Origin of the sequence: Intrasporangium sp. (assembly GCF_036566125.1) — a bacterium.
Lineage (GTDB): Bacteria > Actinomycetota > Actinomycetes > Actinomycetales > Dermatophilaceae > Intrasporangium.
Window position 1 is genome coordinate 1 of record NZ_DATCWX010000356.1, and the last position, 3,911, is coordinate 3,911.

Consider the following 3,911-nt stretch of genomic DNA (forward strand, 5'->3'; position numbering starts at 1 on the left):
ACCCAATCGAGTGAACAACTTCGGGGAGCCGAAAGTTGTTCACTCGATTGGGTGAACGGAGTTCAGTGATCCCCAGACGCGTCGTGCAGCAGCGCCTCGAACGAGGGGCGCGGGACAGGTCGCGGCCCTATCGTTGATGCATTGGACGACCTCGAGGGAGGAGGTCGAGGTGAAGCAGGAGTACGCCGACTTCGACGTCCTGCTCGAGCCCCGCGGGGACGGCTTTGTCACTCGTGTCCTCGACTCGCCGGTCGGTCCAACGGGTCCGGAGGAGTTCGTCCCCCCAGACGTCGCCAGTGTCACGAATCTCATTCAGGGCCTGAGGGATCTCCGGCGGATCACCCCCGTGCACCCGGAGGTGCCGAACGGTGCCGCGTCGCCGTCCGCGGCCATCAAGGCATTCGGCACCCTGCTCTTCGAAGCGCTTTTCACGGGCGCGGTCGAGTCAGCCCTGCGCAGCAGCCTGCACGTCACGGTCAAGCACAACGAGGGGCTGCGGCTCCGGCTGCGCTTCGCGGGAACGCCCGACCTCATCAGCCTGCCGTGGGAGCTCCTCTACGACCCCGTGCGGCGGCGCTTCCCCTGTCGTCAGGATGACTTCCCGACCGTGCGGGTGGTCGACGTACCGGAGCCGATCGCGCCGCTGACGTTGTCCGGGCCAATCCGCATGCTCGTCGCCATCAGCAGCCCGATTGACCTGCCACCACTGGACGTCGAGGCGGAGTGGCAGCGGCTCACGACGACGCTCGAGCCCTTGATCGACTCTCGTCAGCTCGAGCTCGAGCGCCTCAGCCAAGCCACCCTCGAGGCGCTGCGCGTCGCCGCGACTGACGGAGAGTTCCACGTCTTCCACTTCATCGGGCACGGAGGAGTCGACCCGGAGTCTGGCGAGGGGCTGCTGGCCTTCAGCGGCCCCATGGGACGCGCGCAGCTGGAGCCGTGCAGCCACGTCGCCGACCTCCTGGGCAACTCTCCCATCGAGCTCGCCGTCCTCAACTCGTGCGAGGGGGGAAGGGTCACCGCGGTCGACCCCTATGGCTCATCGGCGCTGACCCTCGTCGAGCACGGCATCCCCGCCGTCGTCGCCATGCAGTTCGAGATCAGCGACGTCGCCGCGACGGCGTTCAGTGGCGTGCTCTACGAGCATGTGACGGCAGGCGCGGGCATCGACGTTGCCGTCACCTTGGCGCGTCAGGCGATTCTCACGGCGAGCCCCACGGAGTGGTCGACGCCGGTCCTCTACCTGCGCCCGGAGGGAAGCCGACTCTTCACCAGGAAGGTTGAGCCGCCGCCACCGCCCCCACCGCCCGCGCTCCCGGATCCGGCGGCGCCCACCATCGTCATGACGCAGGCACGCGGTGAGACCGTCCACCTGGGGTGGCACCAGCCGCCCGTGCCAGGCGTCACCGTCACGGAATGGCGTGTTTCCCGCAACGGCATCCCGCAGAACGTCGTGTACCAGCCGAGTTTCTCGGACACGCCCGGCGCGTTGGGGGTCTACACGTACTCGGTCGCGGCAGTGAGCGCCGCCGGCAGACCATCAGTCGAGTCGGCTGAGGCCTCTGTTCGGCTCAGGGGCCGGTTGCATCGATGGTTCTTCAAAGAGCCCCGACGGCCCCGGATTGCCGCGTGGCTGCTGACCGCGTTCCTGGCCTACGCCGTGGTCCTGGGCGTCATCTCGACCGTCACGCCCGTGACCGCGCCGAGCAATGTCAGGGTCGTCGGAACCTCTCCGGTCACCCTCATCTGGGACTCTCCCTCAATCTGGAGTCCGGTCAGCCAGTGGCAGGTGTTGCGTGACGGCTCCCTGCTGGGGACGACTCGGTCGCCACGGTGGCGCGACGACGCCACGCTCACAGGCACGCATCGCTACACGATCCGCGCCCTCGACAGCTCCGGAGACCGGTCTGCGGCGACGGCCATCCTCGTGGACACGTCCAAACCAGTCAGCCCCTAGGCACGGATCGGGTGAACACGTTTGCCCCGAATCCTGTCAGTCGATCCGTTTTGGGCTCATCCACAGCCTTCTGGCGCGTAACGATCCGGCGGCGATCTTCGCATTCTGACACCGTGCGCCGCTCGCACTGTCACCCTCGCTCGCATGGCCGCTGATCTTCCGCCACCGAGCGGCCCGCCGCAGCCGGGACCTGTCCCTCCCGAGAGCACCGGCCCCCTGCCCCCCGTCGGGCCCACTGGGTCCGCCCAGCCGACGACGAACGCTTGGACGATGCCCCTGCCAGCCGCGCCCTCGCCGGTGCCGGCGGACCGGAGCCCGACGCCCGGGAGCAACGGCTTGGCCATCGCAGCCCTTTGCTGCGGACTCCTAGGCATCTTCCCGATCGCAGCCATCGCGGCGATCGTGCTGGGCATCTTCGCGCTCAGCCAGCTGCAGCGGAGGATCCAGCGCGGTAGAGGCATGGCCATCGCGGGCATCGTTCTCGGTGGCCTGTGGCTCGTCGGTTGGGCCGTGGCCCTTGTCTTCGCCGCCTCCGTCGACCAGCCCACCTCTGCCCCGCCTGGTGCCGTCGCCCAACAGCCGTCCGGTTCAGGGAGCCCGGACCCGTCCGGTTCAGGGAGCCCGGACCCGTCCGGTGCGGTCACCCCCGATTCGTCCGCGCCCGTCACGCAGGAGCAGGAGACCTTCGTCAACGACCTGAAGGCCGGTGACTGCTTCTCCTACACCGGTGGCAAGGGAGACGAGGTCGACCTCGTGACGGTCACACCCTGTGCCTCGCCGCACGAGGCCCAGGTCGTCATCACCTTCGAGCTGCCCGACGGGGCCTACCCCGGCGAGGACAAGGTCATCGATGCAGCAGACAAGGGTTGCACCGACAAGGGCGACCCGCTCCTGACCGACCGTGCCTATGAGAACCTCGACCCGGCGTTCTTCTACCCGGACTCGTTCACCTGGCGCGGCGACCGCACCGTCATCTGCGTCGTCGAGGCGCCCTCGGGTACGACCACGGGCACCGCCCTCAAGTAGCAGTCCTCAGCGTGCGCGAGGGCCCGCCTCCCCTCGGGAAGCGGGCCCAGCGGCATACGGACTGAAAGAACTCAGCCGAGTGCAGAGGTCAGCGCGACTCCTCGCCCCGGATGAACGCCTCGAGGCGAGCGCGACCCTCGGTGTCCTCACGCTGCTCCGGCGGGGACTTCATCAGGTAGGACGACGCGGACAGCAGCGCGCCACCGATGCCGCGGTCCTTGGCGATCTTCGCGGCGCGGATGGCGTCGATGATGATGCCGGCCGAGTTGGGGGAGTCCCAGACCTCGAGCTTGTACTCGAGGTTGAGCGGCGCGTCACCGAAGGCGCGACCCTCGAGGCGGACGTAGGCCCACTTGCGGTCGTCGAGCCAGGCGACGTAGTCCGACGGGCCGATGTGCACGTTCCGGTCGTTGACCTTCCCGGCGAGCGAACCGCTCAGGTTCGAGGTCACCGACTGGGTCTTGGAGACCTTCTTGGACTCCAGGCGCTCACGCTCGAGCATGTTCTTGAAGTCCATGTTGCCGCCGACGTTCAACTGGTAGGTCCGGTCCAGCGCCACGCCGCGGTCCTCGAACAGACGGGCCATCACGCGGTGGGTGATCGTCGCGCCGACCTGGCTCTTGATGTCGTCGCCGATGATCGGGACGCCGGCGTCCTCGAACTTCTTGGCCCACACCGGGTCGGAGGCGATGAACACGGGCAGGGCGTTGACGAAGGCCACGCCGGCGTCGATCGCGCACTGGGCGTAGAACTTGTCCGCGTCCTCGGAGCCCACCGGCAGGTAGGACACCAGGACGTCGACCTCGGCGTCCCGGAGGACCTGGACCACGTCGACCGGCTCGGCGTCGGACTCGTCGATCGTCTGGCGGTAGTACTTGCCGAGGCCGTCGAGGGTGTGACCACGCTGGACGTCGATCCCGAGGGTCGG

General features: G+C 68.2%; 3 protein-coding genes. 2 read left to right on the forward strand and 1 reads right to left on the reverse strand.

Features of this window, described 5'->3' with window-relative positions; all coding sequences use genetic code 11:
- The first annotated feature begins 136 nt into the window (after nucleotides 1-136).
- Both VIR15_RS21045 and VIR15_RS21050 read left to right on the forward strand, forming a co-directional pair.
- Nucleotides 137-1,957: a CHAT domain-containing protein gene (locus VIR15_RS21045; RefSeq protein ID WP_331931440.1), complete on the forward strand. Its 1,821-nt coding sequence runs from the start codon at nucleotides 137-139 to the stop codon at nucleotides 1,955-1,957.
- 270 nt (nucleotides 1,958-2,227) lie between these two features.
- A complete protein-coding gene (locus tag VIR15_RS21050; RefSeq protein WP_331931442.1) occupies nucleotides 2,228-2,983 on the forward strand; it encodes a DUF4190 domain-containing protein in 756 nt (251 codons plus the stop codon).
- A gap of 88 nt (nucleotides 2,984-3,071) precedes the next feature.
- Here VIR15_RS21050 and VIR15_RS21055 read toward each other — a convergent pair.
- Nucleotides 3,072-3,911 (reverse strand): inositol-3-phosphate synthase (locus tag VIR15_RS21055; protein WP_331931444.1); only part of this gene is annotated, 840 nt, incomplete at its 5' end.